Source organism: Aliiroseovarius zhejiangensis (genome assembly GCF_014656375.1).
GTDB lineage: Bacteria > Pseudomonadota > Alphaproteobacteria > Rhodobacterales > Rhodobacteraceae > Aliiroseovarius > Aliiroseovarius zhejiangensis.
In genome coordinates this window covers 387,658-403,566 of sequence record NZ_BNCH01000002.1, presented here as the reverse complement: position 1 = coordinate 403,566, position 15,909 = coordinate 387,658, and the positions used below count along the sequence as shown (strand labels likewise).

General features: G+C 62.7%; 16 protein-coding genes. 6 read left to right on the top strand and 10 right to left on the bottom strand.

The window, feature by feature from the left end; genetic code table 11:
• Window positions 1–6: 6 nt before the first annotated feature.
• Both IE188_RS06690 and IE188_RS06685 read left to right on the top strand, forming a co-directional pair.
• On the top strand, window positions 7–1,026 hold the full coding sequence (locus IE188_RS06690; protein ID WP_191285686.1) for a TRAP transporter substrate-binding protein: 1,020 nt from the start codon (window positions 7–9) through the stop codon (window positions 1,024–1,026).
• A 55-nt stretch (window positions 1,027–1,081) separates the two neighbouring features.
• The gene (locus IE188_RS06685; RefSeq protein ID WP_191285685.1) at window positions 1,082–1,996 is read left to right on the top strand and encodes an alpha/beta fold hydrolase; all 915 of its coding nucleotides are present in this window, start codon (window positions 1,082–1,084) and stop codon (window positions 1,994–1,996) included.
• Here the strand turns inward: IE188_RS06685 and IE188_RS06680 are convergent.
• The 4 genes from IE188_RS06680 to IE188_RS06665 are packed head-to-tail and all read right to left on the bottom strand — an operon-like array spanning window position 1,993 to window position 5,133.
• A complete protein-coding gene (locus tag IE188_RS06680; RefSeq protein ID WP_191285684.1) occupies window positions 1,993–2,769 on the bottom strand; it encodes an ABC transporter permease in 777 nt (258 codons plus the stop codon). The genes IE188_RS06685 and IE188_RS06680 overlap by 4 nt on opposite strands.
• Window positions 2,766–3,518 carry an ABC transporter permease gene (locus tag IE188_RS06675; RefSeq protein ID WP_191285683.1) on the bottom strand — a complete coding sequence of 251 codons (753 nt, stop codon included), beginning with the start codon at window positions 3,516–3,518 and terminating at the stop codon, window positions 2,766–2,768. The genes IE188_RS06680 and IE188_RS06675 overlap by 4 nt, the downstream gene beginning before the upstream one ends.
• Before the next feature lie 8 nt (window positions 3,519–3,526).
• Complete coding sequence (locus IE188_RS06670; RefSeq protein WP_191285682.1) at window positions 3,527–4,300, bottom strand: transporter substrate-binding domain-containing protein; 774 nt, start codon at window positions 4,298–4,300, stop codon at window positions 3,527–3,529.
• A 32-nt stretch (window positions 4,301–4,332) separates the two neighbouring features.
• On the bottom strand, window positions 4,333–5,133 hold the full coding sequence (locus tag IE188_RS06665) for an ABC transporter ATP-binding protein (protein WP_229836571.1): 801 nt from the start codon (window positions 5,131–5,133) through the stop codon (window positions 4,333–4,335).
• 82 nt (window positions 5,134–5,215) lie between these two features.
• Between IE188_RS06665 and IE188_RS06660 the strand changes: the two genes are divergently transcribed.
• Genes IE188_RS06660 through IE188_RS06645 form a run of 4 tightly spaced genes read left to right on the top strand, consistent with a single transcriptional unit; the run spans window position 5,216 to window position 9,433 of the window.
• Window positions 5,216–5,863, top strand: coding sequence for a TetR/AcrR family transcriptional regulator (locus IE188_RS06660; protein WP_191285681.1), 648 nt, complete (start codon window positions 5,216–5,218; stop codon window positions 5,861–5,863).
• Entirely contained in the window at window positions 5,860–7,047 is a 1,188-nt protein-coding gene (locus tag IE188_RS06655; protein WP_191285680.1) for a pyridoxal phosphate-dependent aminotransferase, read from the top strand. Before IE188_RS06660 ends, IE188_RS06655 begins: the two co-directional genes overlap by 4 nt.
• A complete protein-coding gene (locus tag IE188_RS06650) occupies window positions 7,044–8,636 on the top strand; it encodes a 5-guanidino-2-oxopentanoate decarboxylase (RefSeq protein WP_191285679.1) in 1,593 nt (530 codons plus the stop codon). Before IE188_RS06655 ends, IE188_RS06650 begins: the two co-directional genes overlap by 4 nt.
• A gap of 14 nt (window positions 8,637–8,650) precedes the next feature.
• Entirely contained in the window at window positions 8,651–9,433 is a 783-nt protein-coding gene (locus IE188_RS06645; protein WP_191285678.1) for a dimethylarginine dimethylaminohydrolase family protein, read from the top strand.
• 54 nt (window positions 9,434–9,487) lie between these two features.
• Here IE188_RS06645 and IE188_RS06640 read toward each other — a convergent pair whose 3' ends face one another.
• The 6 genes from IE188_RS06640 to IE188_RS06615 form a co-directional block, all read right to left on the bottom strand.
• Entirely contained in the window at window positions 9,488–11,155 is a 1,668-nt protein-coding gene (locus IE188_RS06640) for a BCCT family transporter (protein ID WP_191285677.1), read from the bottom strand.
• Window positions 11,156–11,199: 44 nt separating this feature from the next.
• A complete protein-coding gene (locus tag IE188_RS06635) occupies window positions 11,200–11,616 on the bottom strand; it encodes a universal stress protein (RefSeq protein WP_191285676.1) in 417 nt (138 codons plus the stop codon).
• Window positions 11,617–11,916: 300 nt separating this feature from the next.
• The gene (locus IE188_RS06630; RefSeq protein ID WP_191285675.1) at window positions 11,917–13,302 is read right to left on the bottom strand and encodes a sensor histidine kinase; all 1,386 of its coding nucleotides are present in this window, start codon (window positions 13,300–13,302) and stop codon (window positions 11,917–11,919) included.
• Window positions 13,299–13,964 (bottom strand): response regulator transcription factor, encoded by a 666-nt coding sequence (locus IE188_RS06625; protein WP_191285674.1) that lies wholly within the window; start codon window positions 13,962–13,964, stop codon window positions 13,299–13,301. The genes IE188_RS06630 and IE188_RS06625 overlap by 4 nt, the downstream gene beginning before the upstream one ends.
• Window positions 13,965–14,552, bottom strand: coding sequence for a PepSY domain-containing protein (locus IE188_RS06620; protein WP_191285673.1), 588 nt, complete (start codon window positions 14,550–14,552; stop codon window positions 13,965–13,967).
• Window positions 14,549–15,826 (bottom strand): PqqD family protein, encoded by a 1,278-nt coding sequence (locus IE188_RS06615; RefSeq protein ID WP_191285672.1) that lies wholly within the window; start codon window positions 15,824–15,826, stop codon window positions 14,549–14,551. Before IE188_RS06615 ends, IE188_RS06620 begins: the two co-directional genes overlap by 4 nt.
• Window positions 15,827–15,909 lie beyond the last annotated feature (83 nt).

Below are 15,909 nucleotides of genomic sequence, written 5' to 3'. Positions count from 1 at the left end.
ACCCTTATGAAAACGACCTACATGCTGGCCACTGTCGCCACCCTTGCCGCGTCAAGCGCAACGGCCGAGACCTTCAACCTGCAAAGCGCCTTTGGCGGTCTGCCGGTGCTGGATCCCACCGCCAAACGTTTCGTGGCAAACGTCTCTGCCCTGACCGGGGGCGAGGTGGAGTTCAAATACCTGCTGGCCGGTGAAATGTCGCCACCATTTGAGATTTTCGACAATGTCAGCGTCGGCGCGATTGATGCAGGCTGGTCCTTTGCCGCCTATGCCAGTGGCAAGGAACCCGCTGCCGCCCTGTTCGGATCGGTGCCGTTCGGGGGCGACCCTCTGTCCTATGTCAGCTGGTTGCACCATGGCGGCGGCTTGGAGCTGTGGCGCGAGATTTATGCCCCCTACAACCTTGTGCCCATGGCCTGTGGCGTGATCCTGTCCGAAGCGGGTGGCTGGTATACCAAAGAAATCAACGCCCCCAAGGACCTGCAAGGGCTGAACATCCGCATCGGCGGACTGGGGGGAGATATCCTTGCCAAGCTGGGCGCGAACGCCATGTCCCTGCCCACGGGCGAGATTTCCACATCACTGGAAACCGGACGGCTGGACGCGACCGAACTCAGCTTCCCGCTGGTCGACAAGCTCTTGGGTTTCGACAAGGTGGCCAAGAATTACTATTTCCCCGGCTGGCACCAACCAGCGGGCTTTATCGAGTTCTATATGAACAAGGACAAATGGGATGGCCTGACCGACAGCCAGCGCACCGCGATCGAAGTTTCGTGCAATGACGCGAACCTTTACGCGCTGGGGTCTGCGGCTGGCGCGCAAAGCGAGGTGCTGGAAGGGTTCCGCGTCAATGGCGTGAACGTCGCCCGCCTGCCCGACAGCGTTATGGAGGCGTTGCGCGCCGCCGCTGACGAGGTCTATGCCGAAAAATCCGCCGAGGACGAGATGTTCAAGCGCGTGATCGACAGCTACCGCGCCTATGCCGCGAATTATCGCGAATATCAGAACCTTACCGACCTGAATTGATCCTATGCGCCGCGTCCCGATCCGAGGCGCGGCCAATTGGGACGAAGGAGGCCGGGTGAGCTATGCTCTGAAAGATTTCGGATCCTACACCGTGGGCGGACGGCTTCTGCATGTGTCCGAGGGCATCCCGCGCAAGGTGCAGTTCACCCGCAGCGTGTCCTTCACCGTCGATCCGCGCGGCCATTTCGCCGTCGAACATGCCTATGTGCAATATTTCGTGCCGCAAGACCGGCGCCCCGGCCCGCCCGCGGTGCTGGTCCATGGTGGTGGGATGTCCGGCAGTTGTTGGGAGACGACGCCGGACGGGCGGCCCGGCTGGCTGCATCTTCTGCTCACGCGCGGATACGAGGTGCATGTGATCGATAATGTCGAACGGGGCCGCGCAGGGTTTGCGCCGGGTCAGTGGGACGGCGACCCCATCCTGCGCAGCCTTGAAGAAGCGTGGACGCTGTTCCGCATCGGCCCCGCCAACGGCTTTGCCACGCGCACGCCCTTCCCCGGCCAGCTTTTTCCCGTGGACCACTTCGAAACCCTTGCGCGCCAGTTTGTGCCGCGCTGGTTGAGCACGACGCCGCTTCAATCCGCAGCTTTGCAAGCGGTGTTGGAGCGGACCGGACCGGCCTTGGTGATCTGTCACAGCCAAGGGGCCGAGGTGACCTTTGACGCATTGTCCTGCGCCCCGGAACGGTTCATGGGGATCATTGCCCTTGAACCCTCTGGCCTGCCTGATGAGGCAAACCACGCGCCCAATCCGCCCATCGTGATCTGCGCTGGTGATTTCCTTGACTCCGACCCCGACTGGCAGGCCCGCGCTCTGGGGTGGGATCGGTTTGCAAAGCAGAAGAATGCCTCGCGCGTCCTTGGGACTTCCGCATTCAGACCCGGCAACAGTCATATGATGATGATGGATGCCAACAACGCCGAGGTGTTGGATATTGCGTTGGACACGTTGGCGACGATCAGCCTCTAAACCCGACTGCCCGTCTTCAGTTCGAACCGCCGGAACAGAAGCGCGATGATGCCCGCGATGATCATGTAAAACAGGGCCAGCAGCAGCAGCGGTTCATAGACGATGAACAGGTCAGACCGAACGCGGGAAGAGACCGCATAAATCTCGACCACCGTGATCGTTGCCACCAGTGGCGTGGCCTTGAGTTGCAGGATCGTCTCCCCCCCCAGCGTCGGCAGGACATTGCGGATCGCCTGCGGCAGCCAGATGCGGCGAAACATGGTGAAACGGGGCATGCCGAAAGCGTTGGCGGCCTCCAACTGCCCCTTGTTGACGCCTGCGAATGCACCGCGCATCACCTCACCCTCATAGCCCGCATAGGACAGGGTCAGTGCCAGCACCGCATAGGGCCAGGCCTGCCGCAGATAGGGCCACAGCTCGCTGCCACGGATCCACGGGATTTGCGGGAACAGCGAGCCCAGCCCATAGTAAAGCAACCAGATTTGCAGCAAAAGCGGCGTGCCGCGAATGATCGTGCAGAACGTTTTGGCCGGGACCGACAGATACCACGGCCCAATGGCTTGGGCGAGGCCAAGGGGGATGGCCAGAAGAAACCCGGCCACCGTGGTCACGACCAAAATCCAGATCGTCCGCCAAGCGCCTTCAATCGCCAGCGGTGTGTATTGCGGTATCCAGTCCCAGCGCAGCGAGACTGCGCACCAGACCACCAGCCCGGCAAACAGCGCCATCAGCACGATGCGGTGCGGTTGCAGAAGGCTGCGCCATCCGGTCATTTGCCCGCCTCCCGCAAGGATGGTTGCCCCCGGCGCGCCCATTTTTCGATCCGCGCAAAGATCGCGCCGGAAAACAGCGTGACGATCATGTAAAGCGCGCCGGCTGCCAGAAAGAAGGTGAAATAAGCTCGGGTGCTGGACGCCGCCTGCCGGGTTTCAAGCGTCAGTTCGCTGAAGCCCACGATGGCCAGAAGGGCGGTGTCCTTGGTGGCAATCAGCCAAAGATTTGCCAAACCCGGCGTTGCATAGGACATCATCGCCGGGATCGTCACCCGGCGCATCAGCATCAGGGGCGGCATGCCGAAGGCGCGCGCGGCCTCGATCTGGCCTTGCGGGATCGCTTGAATGGCGCCGCGCAGCACCTCGGTGGCGTAAGCACCTTGCACGATGCCCAAGACCCAGATCCCGGCCACCACGCCGCTGATCTCCACGCGGCCATATCCCAACGCGCTTGCCGCCTGATTGATAAGATCGGTGCCGACGTAATAGAGGATCAGGATCAACACCAGTTCCGGCACCGCCCGGATCACCGTTGTATAAATGGCGAGAAGGTCACGGACGACCACCCCGCCATGCAGTTTTCCCGACGCGCCGAACAGCCCGATCACCAACCCGAACCCGAAGGCCCCCAAGGCAATCTGAAGCGAATTGGCGAGGCCGCGCAGAAGGTTGCCGCCCCACCCCGGAGGGCTGAGCGACAGAAGCTCTGCGCTTTTGGCCAGGCCAAGCGTGTCGAGGATCAGCTCCAAACCGAGGATTACTCGCTATAGATGCTGGTCGTGAAGTAGCGCGACGTGATCTCGGCATGGGTGCCGTCGGCCAGAATTGCGGCGATCCCCTTGTTCAGGCTTTCGCGCAGCGCATCATCGCCCTTGCGCACACCGGCCCCGACGCCCTTGCCCAAAATAGCTTCGTCATTGGCGACGGCGCCCTTGATTTCGCAGCACTGGCCCGCGTCCGAGTTGACGAAATCCGCCATCGCGATGCTGTCAGCCTGGGTGGCGTCGATGCGGCCCGCAACAAGGTCCTGATTGGCTTCATCCTGGGTCTGGTAGACGCGGATCTCGGCGGCATCCCCGAAATAGGTGTTGGCATAGGTCTGGTGGATGGTCGATGCCTGAATGCCGACGATCTTGCCTGCAAGCGATTCCGGTGTCGGCTCAATATCCATTGACTTGTCGGCCACGATCACGGCGGGCGTGTTGTAGTAAGGATCGCTGAAATCAATGGTTTTCATGCGTTCTTCGGTGATCGACATAGACGCCATGATCGCGTCGATCTGCTGGCCAGTCAGCGACGGGATGATCCCGTCCCACGCCACCGGCGTGATCACGCAGTCCAGTTCCGCCGCCGCGCAGATGGCGTCGATCACCTCGACTTCCCAGCCAACCCAGTTGCCCGAGGCATCAAGCGAAGCAAAGGGCGGATAGGGTTCGGCGGCGATACCGATCTTGACCTCGTCTGCCGATGCAGCCCCGGCGGTCAGCGCGGATGCGGTCAGACCTGCAGCCAGTAATGTCTTGAGTTTCATTGGTAATCTCCCGTTGGTAGGTTTCATTGGTCTTAGCCGACTGTCTTCAGAAATTGTTGCAGTCGTGCGGATTTCGGATTGCCGAACACTTCGGCCGGTGGGCCTTGTTCTTCGATCCGTCCTTCAAAAAGATACACCACATGGGTTGCCACTTCGCGGGCAAACTTCATCTCGTGCGTGACCAGAAGCATGGTGCGCCCCTCCGCCGCCAGATCGCGGATCACGGTCAGCACCTCGCCCACAAGTTCCGGGTCCAGTGCGCTGGTCGGTTCGTCAAACAGCATCACGCTGGGGTCAACCGCCAACGCGCGCGCAATCGCCGCCCGCTGCTGCTGCCCGCCGGACAGGTAGGACGGGAACGTATCGGCCTTGTCGCCCAGCCCGACCCGCTCCAACAGCTCTTTCGCGCGTTCAATCGCCTTGTCGCGCGGCACTTTCAACACATGCACCGGCACTTCGATCACGTTTTCCAGAAGCGTGCGGTGGGTCCAAAGGTTGAAGGCCTGAAACACCATGCCCAGCCGCGTGCGGATGCGTTCGATCTGACGGCGCTTGACGGGGCTTCCGTCGGGGCGCATCAGCACCTCTTCGCCATTGATGACGATCTGGCCAGAGCTGGGCGTTTCAAGGAAATTGATGCAGCGCAGAAAGGTCGATTTGCCCGACCCGCTGCCCCCGATGATCGCCACGACATCGCCCTTGTGCGCCGTCAGCGAGACCCCTTTCAGCACCTCGAGCGTGCCAAAGGACTTGTGCAGATCCGTTACCCGAATGGCTTCGGTTTCTTCGGCTTGCACCGGTGTTTCGCTGGCCGTCACGTCCGGCGTTGCCATCATTACCCCCCGATTTCCGGCTTGTAGTAAGCCGCGATTTCCGCAATTATGCAAGCGTATAATTAGACTGTCGAGAGATGCGGTGACACAGACCCCTCGCAAATTCAGGCGCGAACCTGCCGAACAACGCAAGGACGCGTTGATCCAGGCCGCGCTTGCGCTGATTGCCGAACACGGGGTGCGGGGTGCCACCGTGCGCGCCATCGCCGAACGCGCCAATGTCACGCAAGGCTTGATTCGACATTATTTCACATCAAAGGAAGACCTGATTTCAGCGGCCTATGCGTTTCACATGGGGCGCATGACCGATTTGACCACGGCGCCCGATGTATCCCAGGGCACCACGGCCCGGGCGCGTCTGGCTGCGTTCGTGACGGCAGGTCTGCGCCCGCCGGTGGTCGATCCGGCGTCGGTCTCGCTTTGGGCCAGCTTTTTGAACAAGGTGCGCGAAGATGCGCGGATGTGCGCCATCCACGAACAGACCTACCACGATTTTCGCGACCGTCTGGAAGGGTTGATTGCCATGGCCCTGGCCGAGGCAGACATCACCACGACCCCCACGCATCTGAGACATCTGGCGATCGCCTGCAATGCGGTGATCGACGGGTTGTGGATGGAGGGCGGCGCGTTGCCCGATGCGTTTGAACCGGGAGAGCTGCCCCGGATCGGATTGCGCTCGATCAGCGCGATCATCGGCTTGGATTTGCAGGAAACAGGACATCCATCATGAGATACGCAGAGATTACCCGCCGCCTTGCCGGTCTGGGCGGTGCGAAATGGGACGTTCACGTCAGGGCACGAGCCTTGCGCGCCAAGGGGCGTGACGTGATCGAGCTGACGATTGGCGAACCTGATGTGCCCACTCCGCCGGCCCTGATCGACGCGGCAGCCGCGGCCATGCAGGCCGGGCGCACCGGCTATTCCAACGGGCGCGGCGAGCCCGGGCTGCGCAGCGCATTGGCAGAACGCTATACACACCGGACGGGGCGTGCGATCAGCGCCGATCAGGTGATGTGCTTTCCCGGCACGCAAACTGCGTTGTTCACCGTCTTGATGGGGTTGGCCGAACCGGGGTGCGAGGTCTTGGTGGGTGATCCGATGTATGCGACCTATGAAGGCGTGATCCGCGCCAGCGGGGCCGACATGGTTCCTGTGCCGCTGCGCCCGGAAAACGGCTTTCGGCTGGCCGCAGACGACATCGCCGCCCGGATCACGCCCAAAACCCGCGCGATCCTGCTGACCACGCCGCACAATCCCACCGGGTCCATTCTGACAGCTTCTGACATCGACGCCATTGGCGCGCTGGCATTGCAGCATGATCTGTGGATCATCTCGGACGAGGTCTATGAGGACCTGGTGTTTGACGGCGAAACCTTCACCTCTCCCCTGTCGCGCGCGCAGCTTGCGGATCGGGTGGTTGTGGTCTCGTCGATCTCGAAATCACATGCCGCACCCGGCTTTCGCAGCGGTTGGTGCGTCGGTCCCGAGGCGTTCACCGATGCGCTGCTGACGCTGGCCGAGACCATGTTGTTCGGCAACCAGCCCTTTATCGCGGACATGACCGAACAGGCCGTGCGCGAGGGGTCCGAGGTGGCCCCGGGCATGGCTCGCCGGTTTGCCGCCCGCGCGCGTCACCTTGCCGACCGGTTGGGCGGGGGAAGCGATCTGGTGGTGCACACGCCGCAGGCCGGGATGTTTGCCATGATCGACGTGTCCTCGACCGGGATGAGCGGCCACGCCTATGCCTTGCATCTGTTGGAGCACGCCCATGTCGCGGTGATGCCGGGGGCGTCTTTCGGCACCACGCTGGACGGATGGGTGCGCGTCGCCCTGACCGTCGATGACGACGCCTTTGATACCGCGTGTACCCGGATCATCGACCACGCCGCCCATCTGCACCGCGAGACAGCATGAAGACCGCCGGACAAGCCCTTGTTGCTGAATTGGAAAACCGCGATGTGACCTGCGTGTTCGGCATTCCCGGCGTCCACACGATCGAGCTGTATCGCGGGCTGGCGGCATCGTCGATCCGCCATGTCACGCCCCGGCATGAACAGGGCGCCGGGTTTATGGCCGATGGCTATGCGCGGGTGTCCGGCAAGCCCGGCGTGGCCTTCGTGATCACCGGGCCGGGCCTGACCAACACGCTGACCGCAATGGGCCAGGCCCGCGCGGACAGCGTGCCGATGCTGGTGGTGTCGGGTATGAACGCCCTGCCCGATCTTGGCAAGGGTCTGGGTCATTTGCACGAATTGCCCGACCAGCAGGCATTGGCGCGCCGCGTCGCCCTGGTGTCGGAACGGGTGAGCAGCCCTGACAGCCTTGCGCCCGCACTAGATGCCGCATTCGCCGCCATGCAGGCCGGACGACCCGGCCCAGCCCATATCGACATTCCGCTGGATGTGGCGGGACAACAGGTGACGCAGGATGTGCCGCCCCCTGCCCCCCTACTTGATCGCGAGTTGGATACAGCCAAAATCGCTCGCGCGGTGGATCTGCTGGCCAAGGCACGCACGCCCGTCATTCTGGCAGGCGGTGGCGCGCGCGCGGCGGCCCTCGCGTTGCGCGAGCTGGCCGAACGGCTGGATGCACCTGTCGTGCAGACCGTAAATGCGCGTGGTGTCATGTATGCCCACCCGCTGGGTGTCCCGGCCAGCCCCAGCCTTCCGGCGGTGCGCGACCTGATCGGCGCGGCTGACGTGGTGCTGGCGGTCGGGACCGAGCTTGGGCCGACGGATTACGATATGTATGCCACCGGAAAGATGCCGGTGCTGAAAAACCTGATCCGCATCGATCTGTGCCCCGATCAACTGGCCCGCCACTCCGCCGAGGTTCCGATCCTTGGCGATGCTACGCAGGTGCTGACGACGCTGGGCGACCACGTAACCGATCTGGACGCAATCCGGAACGGGGCCCAGCGTGCCGAAGAAACCCGACGCGCCGCCTATGACGAGATCGGCCCCGAGATGCAGGCGCTGACCCGTGTTCTGAACGTGGTCCGAGACACCGTTTCCAATGCCATCATCGTCGGGGATTCTGCGCAGCCGATCTATGCCGGAAACCTCTATTACGACCACGACCGGCCCGGCGGCTGGTTCAATGCCGCAACCGGGTTCGGGGCGCTGGGATACGGCATTCCGGCGGCGATTGGCGCAGCGATTGCGGACCCGAGCGCGCCGGTGATCTGCCTGACCGGCGATGGAGGAGCGCAGTTCAGCCTGCCCGAACTGATGTGTGCCGTGGATGAAAACCTGCCGATCACCTTCGTGATCTGGAACAATCATGGCTATCAGGAAATCGCGACCTCGATGCAGGCGGCGGGGGTGGCCGTCGTGGGCTGCGACCCGACGCCACCCGATTTCGAGCATGTGGCCCGGTCCTGCGGGATCCCGTTCTGGCGCTGCGAGGCGGATGGGATTGCCGCAGCACTCGGCGCGGCACGTGCTGTATCCGGCCCGACCCTGATCGACATCCGCGCCCCCAATCTTGCGCATTCCAATTAGAAATCGAGGCCCCGATGACCGACCCGACCTATGAGTTCACCCGCGCCATCACCCGCCGCCCCTCGGCCAGCATCACCGACGGGTTGCGCGCCGAAGACACCGGCACGCCGGACCTTGACCAGATGCTGAGGGATCACGCGCATTATGTCGCGACCTTGAAAAAGACCGGGGCCGAGGTGGTCGAACTGCCCCCGCTGGAGGACTTTCCCGACGCGGTCTTCGTCGAAGACACAGCACTGTGTCTGCCCCGGGGCGCGGTTCTGATGCGACCGGGAGCCCCCAGCCGCATGGGGGAAGTGGCGCATATGGCCCCTGCCCTGCGCGACTTTTATGACGACGTGCGGGAAATTGTCGGACCGGGTCATATTGAAGGGGGCGACATTCTGGTCACGGGGCGCGAAATCCTTGTCGGACGCTCCGACCGGACCGATGCGGCTGGCGTTGCCGAACTGACCCGGATCGTCAGCGATTGGGGGCACAACCTGCGCGAGGTTTTTACCCCGCCGGGCGTTTTGCATTTCAAGACCGATTGTTCGCTGCTGGATGGGGACACCATCCTGGCCACCCAGCGGCTGGATGCGTCGGGCTGCTTTGACGGCTACCGTGTTCTGCATGTGGCGGACGGGGAAGAGGCCGCGGCCAACAGCATCCGCTTCAACCAGTTTGTGCTGATGCCCGCGGGCTTTCCCCGCACGGCTGAGATGCTGGACAAAGCCGGGTTCGAGGTTGTGGAAATCAACAATTCGGAATGCGCCAAACTGGATGGCGGCATGTCCTGCCTGTCGCTCAGGTTCTGAGGTGGCGGGGACGGATATGGACCGCCCCGATGCAGGGCGGTCCACATAGGTGCCTTATGCGGCGTCTTTGACTGAACGCCGCTCGGACGACAGCCCCTTGCCGATGGCGACGCACATCAAAAGCAGCACCACCGTGAACGGCAACCCGGTGGAAATCACCATGGATTGCAATGATTGCAACCCGCCTGCGCTGAGCAGAAGCACGATGGCCACCGCCCCTTCAAAGATGCACCAGAAGGCGCGCTGCGGCACCGGGGCGTCGATCTTGCCCCCTGCCGTGATCGTGTCGATCACCAGCGAACCGGAGTCCGACGAGGTGACGAAGAACACGACCACCAGCATGATCCCGACCAGCGATGTGATCCCGGCCAGCGGCATCACGTCCAGCATCTTGAACAGTTTCAGTTCCAGCGCCGCTTCCTGCGCCAGTGTATAGCCGTCATTGATGACCTGATGCAGCGCCGTGCCGCCAAAAACGGTCATCCACAACACACAGACCATCGACGGGATCAGAAGAACGCAGATGATGAACTCGCGCACCGTCCGGCCCCGGCTGACGCGGGCGATGAACATGCCCACGAAGGGGGACCAGCTGATCCACCACGCCCAATAGAACGAGGTCCAGCCCTGCATGAAGTTCACGTCTTCACGTCCGACCGGATTGGACAGCGCCGGCAGGTATTGCAGATATGCCCCCAGCGAGCTGAAGAACAGCTTCACCAGATAGACCGTAGGGCCGACCAACAACACGAACAAGAGCAGCAGGAAAGCAAGACCCATGTTGATTTCCGACAGCACCTTCACGCCGCCATCAAGACCGCGCAGCACCGAGACCAGCGCAATCGCGGTGATGACCGAGATCAGAACCACCTCGGTTGTTGATCCGACCGGCAACCCAAACAGCTCGTTCAGACCCGCATTCGCCTGCGTGGCCCCAAAGCCCAGCGAGGTCGCCAAACCAAAGAGCGTGGCAAACACCGCCAGCGTGTCGATGATGTGACCGACCCAGCCCCAGACCGCATCGCCAAATATCGGATAGAAGGCCGAACGGATCGTCAGCGGCAGACCCTTGTTATAGGAAAACAAGGCCAGCGACAGCGCCACGATGGCATAGATCGCCCAGGGGTGCAGACCCCAATGGAAGATCGTCGCGGCCATACCAAGGCGTACGGCTGCATCCGTATCTCCGGCAGCGGCCCCAAGCGGGGCCCAGTCGGTGCGCACGCCATCCTCTGCCGCGGTGCCGCCCAATGAGGACGAGAAGTGGCTCATCGGTTCGGACACGCCATAAAACATCAGCCCGATGCCCATGCCCGCGGCAAACAGCATCGCGAACCACCCGATATAGCTGTAATCGGGTGTCGCCTCGGTCCCGCCAAGACGCACATTGCCCCACGGGGTGACGATCAGCACAAGGCAGAACAGGACAAAGATGTTGGCAGCGCCAAGAAAGAACCAGTCAAAGCCCTTGGTCACGGCGCCGAACAGCCAGCTGAACAGCGCGTTTGATTGCTCGGGCAGCGCCAGCGTGTAGAACACGAAGGCGACGATCGAAAGACCCGAGATCAGAAAGACTGGGTTGTGAATGTCAAAGCCGAAGGGGCCAAGACTGCCTTCGACGTTGTCCTCTCCTATTTCATATTCAGTTTCAATAAGTTGGGTGGTGCCATCCGGGCTGGGAATGCCCTCAAGCTCCTCCGTGTCGGGTGATTGGTCGACCATACGGCGTCCTTTCTGTTTTTTGTGTGCGCGTGGAATGCGCGCGATCAGCCACGGATCAGCATGACCGAGGCTGCGCTGTGCGCGGCCAGATGTGCCCCGTGACCAGACCAAAAATAGTCGCTCACGCCGGGGGGGTGTGTCGCCATAACGACCAAATCGGCCCCGATTTCGGTCACCGCGTCCTCAAGCTCCTGGTTCATTTGCACCGCCGGATCGTGGCTGACGATCGCGTGGCTTGATGTCGGCACCCCCAGAGTCGTGCGCTGTTCAGCGGCAAAACTCTCAAGTTGCTTGCGATACTCTTCTGGAGTGCGGGCCAGTTCGCTGGGCGTGGACCCTGTGACACCGACAAAGCAGACCTCGGCCCCGTAGGTCCGGGCCAATTCGCCCGTGACGGCCAGCGCCTTGTTAAGTTTGTCGACATGGGCAAGATCGACCGGTGATAAGATTTTCTTGAACATTGTCCCTCCTGTATCCGACGGCGATGGAACGCCGCTTGTTGCCGGGTGCCGTGACGGTCGCGTCACGACAATGCAAACCGGCCGCATCTGTTGCCGGCGCGAATGCCGGGCAGACGACCCGTCTGTCGGCGCCAGTCTTGCACTCAAACCATTGACAATCAACCCAATGTCTAAACCTGCATGGTTTCGCCCCTGCATTGGCAATACCCAAGGGCTGACAATGCGCAACCGTATGGTTACACACACCCGATCCGCCGTGCCAGATGTCTGGTCGCAGAGCAACCAAGGATCACAGGCCGTTCAGGGGCTGAAACGGGGCCAACTCAGCCCGACCGACAACCCGCCAAATGGGCTTCGTGACAGGTCCAGCGTGCATCCGGCCGTCTTTGCCATGTCGTGAACGATCGTCAAGCCAAGCCCGGCCCCCAGCTCTGACCCTGCTTGCGCGTCAGCCTCCGTGGCGGCGCGGGTCTGATCGTCTGACAATTGCTTTCCGCGCTCCAGCACCAGCCCCCGAAGGCTTTCTGAAATTCCCGGACCGTTGTCGTCGATGCGCAGCACGTCCCGATCCCCGTCATGCGTTGCGGACACGCGGATGTGATCCCGCGTCCACTTCATTGCATTGTCCATCAGGTTGCCCAGCAACTCGGTCAGGTCGTGCGGGTCGAACGGCGCCAGAACGTCGTCCACCAGGTCGAGCTCCCAGGTGATATGCGCGGCGTTGGGTTGTTGTTTCAGAACATTCACCAACCGCTGGGCAGACGGTTTCACGCGGCTGTACCGGCGCGCCGTCGCGCTGTTGCGCACCGAGGCAAGCTCGCGCTCGACAATGTGGCGCATATTCTCAAGCTCGGTCTCGATATGGGTCGCAATCTGCGCCTCTCCGTTTCCGCGCAGGGTGTGCGCGGCGTTCTGCAGGATGGTCAGAGGGGTTTTCAACCCGTGCGCCAGATTGCCGGAATGGGTGCGCGCCTTTTCCAACGCGGTCTCGTTGGCATCCAGCAGGTTGTTGACCTCGCGGGCAAGCGGCTGAACCTCGCGCGGATAGTCGTGTGACAGGCGGGAGTTAGACGAGGTCATGATCTGGGTGACCTCGGCACGGATCTTTTCAAGCGGCTTTAGCCCCAGCCGCACCTGCACCCACGCCGCAAGGATCAGAACCGCCCCCATGATCGCAAGCCACAATGCGGAACTGCGGAAAAATCCTGCCGCCGACAGATCAATGTCAGAGCGGTCCATCGCCACCATCACGAACACGTCCTGCGCATGTGTCGGATCGCCCATCGACAATCGCCAACTGGCCAGCGACAGCGGGGTTTCGGCATCGACCTCGACCCGGTCATATTGCACCTGACCCTGGGCTTGCGGGCGCGGCACGTCGAGCGGCGCGGCCCAGAACGAGGGCGACAGCATCGGTGGATCGTCGTTGATCTGGATCTGCCAGTAATAGCCGGACAAGGGCTGATCGAAGCGTGGATCGGCTATCGGCGCCAAAGCCACTGCGCCCGTGTCGTCGATGCCAAGGTGGCCCGTGATCATGAACAGGTGGGTGTCCAGTTCCTGCGCGATCCGGTCCTCGAAATACTCCTGAAACAGCAGGTTCAGGAACAGCGCGGTCGAGACAAGGGCCACGCTTGTGGACACCATGGCCAGAAGCAACAGGCGAAGGCTGAGCGACGAGGTCATGGCTCAGACCTGGTGAACACATATCCAAATCCACGCCGGGTTTGGATGATGTCCTCGCCCAGCTTGCGCCGCAACCGGCCCACCAGCACCTCAAGCGCGTTGCTGTCCGGTTCCTGGTCTCGGGAATAGATGCTTTCGGCCAGTTCCGACTGGCTGATCACGCGGTCCGGATTGTGCATGACATAGGCCAGCAGGCGGTATTCCAGCGGGGTCAGCTTGACCGGTCGCCCTGCCCGCGTGACCTGCATGCGTTTCATGTCCAGCCGCACATCCCCGGTTTCCAGCACGGTGGATTTCTGCGCCCCGCTGCGCCGCAAAAGCGCGCGCAGGCGGGCGACAAGCTCTTCCATCTGGAACGGCTTGCCCAGATAGTCGTCGGCCCCCGCATCAATGCCCGCGACGCGTTCGTTCCAGCTGCTGCGCGCTGTCAGCAGGATCACCGGCATGTCGACCCCTTCGGACCGCCAGTTCCTGAGCACCGACAGCCCGTCCAACTCGGGCAGGCCGATATCCAGTATCGCCGCCACATAGGATTCGGTGCTGCCCAGAAACCAGCCTTGCTTGCCATCCTGCGCCACTTCGGCAATGAACCCTTCGCTTTCCAGCACCGCCGCAATCAGGTCGGATATCTTTGCTTCGTCTTCTACGATCAAGACCCTCATTCAGCATCTCCGCGCCTTGAGTATGGTGCCGGATCGCGCGGAAATCGTTACGGCGATCACTTCGCCCGATCCGGTGACGATCTGGATGTGGTACTGCGGCTCGCCCCGGTTTGTCGAAAACCCGACGCGCACAGGCTGGCCAGGATAGCGGCGTTGGGCGATCCGCACGATCTCGCCCAGGGGCCGTGCCTGACCTTGCCGGATTGCCGCCTGCGCCTGCCGGTATTCCTGCCTAGAAATCGTCATCTGCCCACCCGACCGGGAGAGCCGACAATCGTCACGGCTTCCCGACGGACCGGACACGGATGAGGGGGCGTCAGATCCGCCCCCGCCCCCGCCATTGCCCGCGCCGGGTTCGTCATTGCCCGATGGTCCCGTCGGCGCGGTGGGGCGCGAGGCCTTGCTGGGCGGCGACGCACGGCTGGGGGCCGAGGCCGGGCTTGGGGGTGTGGCGCGGCTGGCGGGCGACGCGGTTGAGGCGCGCGCCTGGCTCAGCCCCAGCACTGCCGGGGCCACATAGGCCGTCGCAGCCCCCAGCCCGATGCGGGCCAGCGCCTGACGACGGGATATGAGGTCTTTGCGCGTCATCCGCGCCCGCTGTGTTGGGCGTTCTGGTCGATCTGGGACGCTGCCATGCGATTCCCTGCCATTTCAATCAGCCGTGCCTGTGCAAACAGTTGCAAACACTGGGTTGCATCAATCCGGATCTGGTCCGGGTCGATCTGCGGAAAGGCCGCGCACATGACCTCGACCACCTCGTCCAGGCTGGCCGGTTCGTCCAGGATTCGCCAGATGGCCAGCGACCCCTGGTTCAGTTGGTGGATCGCCTGCCCATTGGCATCGGCCAGAAAGAACGTGTCCTCGACCTGGGTTTCGACCAGACCGGGCGCCCGAGCATAGATCGCCAAAGGATCGAAGGGCTGTCCCGGAGCCGCGTCCCGGTCATAGGACTGCACGAGCTCATCCGAAACCCCGTGCGCGATCCGCGCTTCGGGCAGATCGCGCAGCTTCTCAGACCGGGCAAGCCAGTCTGCGGCTTCCTCGGCGCTGGAATATTCCAGGCGAAACAGGGGCGCCGTTTGCGTCACCGCCTCGACCGCTGTCAGGATCCGCCCCGCGTGCTGATCGCGCGAGAAATTCTGCCGGATCATCACCTGCATCACATCGGCAGGTGAAGCGGACACCAGACGGGGTGCGGTGGGGCTGTCCTGCCGGTCCAGCACAACAACCGCCCCGATAGGAAGGCGGCGCTGGCCCTCGGCGATCGGCACATCGGTCATGTATTTATAGCGCGCATTCGCCGGGCCGGGATCACGTGCGACCCAGGTCTGGAAGGCTTCGGAAAACCCGTCAGGCAAAGGCAAGCGCAGGCGGGGCGCTATTCCGTTGGCGATTCCAAGCAGGCGACCGTCCTCGGCCTCGATCTCAACCGGCAGGAAGTCATCGGTGAACACGGTCAGTCCCAAATGTGCCAGTGCCATGGTCAGGGTGGATTTGCCCGCCCGTCTTGCGTTGGGAAACACCACCAGACGCGGGCCAAAGGCGACCGCAGCGCAGTGCAGGCATAAAAGCTCCGGGGCAGCGCGCAGTCGTTGCCAGGCCATTTCCGATATCAGGTCGCACAGCGCGTCCACATCATCCCAGATGCGCGTGCCATCAGGATCGGCGGCGATATCGACCTGCCATTTGTCGTTCCCAGCTGGCGACAGGCGCGCAAAGGGTGCGTCCGGGGCGCCACCGGGTGCCGCTTCCCTTGGCCAGGACGGGATAATGTCCTGCGCCAGTCGCTCAAGCGATACGGCATCCTGAAAGGCGATCGGGGCCTGCAAACCTTCAAATGTGACAAGATTGGTTCGCGCCACGTGGGATTTCCTTTCTGCTTGCGCCCCGACCCGCCAAATCGACCGCCCTTGATCCAAGGGCGGTCGCGGTCTGGCCGGGTCGG

Bases quoted from the DNA above. Each gene is read 5' to 3' on its own strand.
- IE188_RS06650 (WP_191285679.1), top strand. From the start codon at position 7,044: ATGAAGACCGCCGGACAAGCCCTTGTTGCTGAATTGGAAAACCGCGAT.
- IE188_RS06670 (WP_191285682.1), bottom strand. From the start codon at position 4,300: ATGAAACTCAAGACATTACTGGCTGCAGGTCTGACCGCATCCGCGCTG.
- IE188_RS06680 (WP_191285684.1), bottom strand. From the start codon at position 2,769: ATGACCGGATGGCGCAGCCTTCTGCAACCGCACCGCATCGTGCTGATG.
- IE188_RS06625 (WP_191285674.1), bottom strand. From the start codon at position 13,964: ATGAGGGTCTTGATCGTAGAAGACGAAGCAAAGATATCCGACCTGATT.
- IE188_RS06690 (WP_191285686.1), top strand. From the start codon at position 7: ATGAAAACGACCTACATGCTGGCCACTGTCGCCACCCTTGCCGCGTCA.
- IE188_RS06645 (WP_191285678.1), top strand. From the start codon at position 8,651: ATGACCGACCCGACCTATGAGTTCACCCGCGCCATCACCCGCCGCCCC.
- IE188_RS06640 (WP_191285677.1), bottom strand. From the start codon at position 11,155: ATGGTCGACCAATCACCCGACACGGAGGAGCTTGAGGGCATTCCCAGC.
- IE188_RS06635 (WP_191285676.1), bottom strand. From the start codon at position 11,616: ATGTTCAAGAAAATCTTATCACCGGTCGATCTTGCCCATGTCGACAAA.
- IE188_RS06630 (WP_191285675.1), bottom strand. From the start codon at position 13,302: ATGACCTCGTCGCTCAGCCTTCGCCTGTTGCTTCTGGCCATGGTGTCC.
- IE188_RS06665 (WP_229836571.1), bottom strand. From the start codon at position 5,133: ATGGCAACGCCGGACGTGACGGCCAGCGAAACACCGGTGCAAGCCGAA.
- IE188_RS06655 (WP_191285680.1), top strand. From the start codon at position 5,860: ATGAGATACGCAGAGATTACCCGCCGCCTTGCCGGTCTGGGCGGTGCG.
- IE188_RS06620 (WP_191285673.1), bottom strand. From the start codon at position 14,552: ATGACGCGCAAAGACCTCATATCCCGTCGTCAGGCGCTGGCCCGCATC.